Genomic DNA, 1,902 nt, shown 5'->3' with positions numbered 1-1,902 from the left:
GATGTACACCAAAGGAAGAGCCAGCAGAACCATCTGAACCTTCAGAACCTTCAGAACCTTCAGAACCTTCAGAACCAGCAGAACCGGTAGAGCCAGAACCTGAGCAGATAGTTGTAGGAATGATTACGGATACAGGTGGATTGGGAGACCAATCGTTCAATGATTCAGCATATGCTGGACTTTTGAAGGCGCAGGAAGACTTCGGTGTAGAGGTTAAGATACTTGAATCAGAGTCAGAAGATGACTATGGTCCAAACCTTAGTGCGTTTGCAGAAGAAGACCTTGACCTTATCATTTCAGTAGGATTTCTAATGCAATCAGCAACTGATGCTGCTGGACAACAGTTCCCGGACAAGAACTTTGCTATAATAGACCAGACTGTAGATCTTCCAAATGTTTCAGGACTTACATTCAAGGAGCATGAAGGATCATTCCTTGTTGGAGTTATTGCGGGACTTACTTCAGAATCAGATGTTATTGGATTTGTAGGTGGAATGCAGTTCCCACTTATTGAAAAATTCCAGTATGGATTCGAGGCAGGAGTAAAATCTGTAAATCCAGATGCAAATGTACTTGTAAATTATACAGGCTCATTCGGCGATGTAGGACTTGGAAAGGAAGCTGCTCTAGCACAGAATCAACTTGGAGCGGATGTTGTATACCATGCTGCAGGCGGATGTGGAATAGGTGTAATACAAGCGGCAGGAGAGCAAGCTTTCTGGGCTATTGGTGTTGATCAGGACCAATCTGCACTTGATCCTGAATATGTACTATGTTCAATGATTAAGAGAGTTGACAATGCAACATATATGGCATCAAAAGCAGTTGTGGAAGGAACATTTGATGGTTCAGATTTTGAATTTGGTCTAGAAGTTGACGGTGTAGGATACAGTGACGATGCAGGAAACCTTAGTGAAGAACTTAAGACTACTGCAGAGATGTATAAGACGGCAATAATAAACGGTGAAATAATGGTTCCATATGATATGGAAACATTTGAAGCTTTTGAAGTACCGGAAATGTAGAAATTTGCAATACGAGGTCGAATGGCAACATTCGGCCTTTTTTTTACATATCAGGAAAGATAAATAATATTTGCTATCTTTCTATGCAGTTAGGAGGGAAATATGTCTAGTGTAGTGGAAATGAAAAATATCACAAAAATTTTCCCTGGAGTGGTAGCCAATGACAAGGTGGATTTCCAGTTGGAAAAAGGGGAAATTCATGTGCTTTTAGGTGAAAACGGCGCAGGAAAGACGACATTGATGAATATACTCTACGGGTTGTATCAACCTACATCGGGAGATATAATCCTTAACGGTAAAAATACTGTCATAAAGGACCCGAATATAGCAATAGAAAACGGCATTGGTATGGTTCATCAGCATTTTATGTTGGTTCCTCCTTTTACTGTGGCTGAGAATATAGTACTTGGACGGGAACCCAAAAAGGGTATGAAGCTTGATTTTGAAAACGCCAATGAAAAAGTAAGAGAAATATCTGAAAAGTTTGGATTCAAGGTTGATCCTGAATCCAGGGTACAGGACCTTTCTGTTGGAACACAGCAAAGAGTGGAAATACTGAAGACACTCTATAGAGGTGCGGATATACTAATTCTTGATGAACCTACAGCTGTACTTACTCCCCAAGAAATAGAAGAATTCGGAATTATAATCAAGAAACTTGCTTCAGAAGGCAAGTCCATAATATTAATAACCCACAAGCTTAAGGAAGTAATGTCCATGAGTGACAGGGTAACGGTAATAAGAAGGGGAAAGGTAATAGAAACCATAGAAACATCGGGAACAAACACCGACGAGCTTGCGGAACTTATGGTTGGCAGGAAGGTTAATCTAACTGTTGACAAGCTGGAAAAGGAAATGTCCGACAATGAGGTATTTC

General features: G+C 40.5%; 2 protein-coding genes. Both read left to right on the top strand.

The window, feature by feature from the left end; genetic code table 11:
- Nucleotides 1-1,025, top strand: a 1,025-nt coding sequence (locus AC3AX0_RS05650) for a BMP family lipoprotein (RefSeq protein WP_487549331.1), incomplete at its 5' end; no start/stop codon positions are given.
- Between the two features lie 102 nt (nucleotides 1,026-1,127).
- Nucleotides 1,128-1,902, top strand: a 775-nt coding sequence (locus tag AC3AX0_RS05645) for an ABC transporter ATP-binding protein (protein ID WP_487549330.1), incomplete at its 3' end; no start/stop codon positions are given.

This window comes from Dethiosulfatibacter sp. (assembly GCF_983023055.1).
This window is presented reverse-complemented; position numbering and strand designations above follow the sequence as displayed.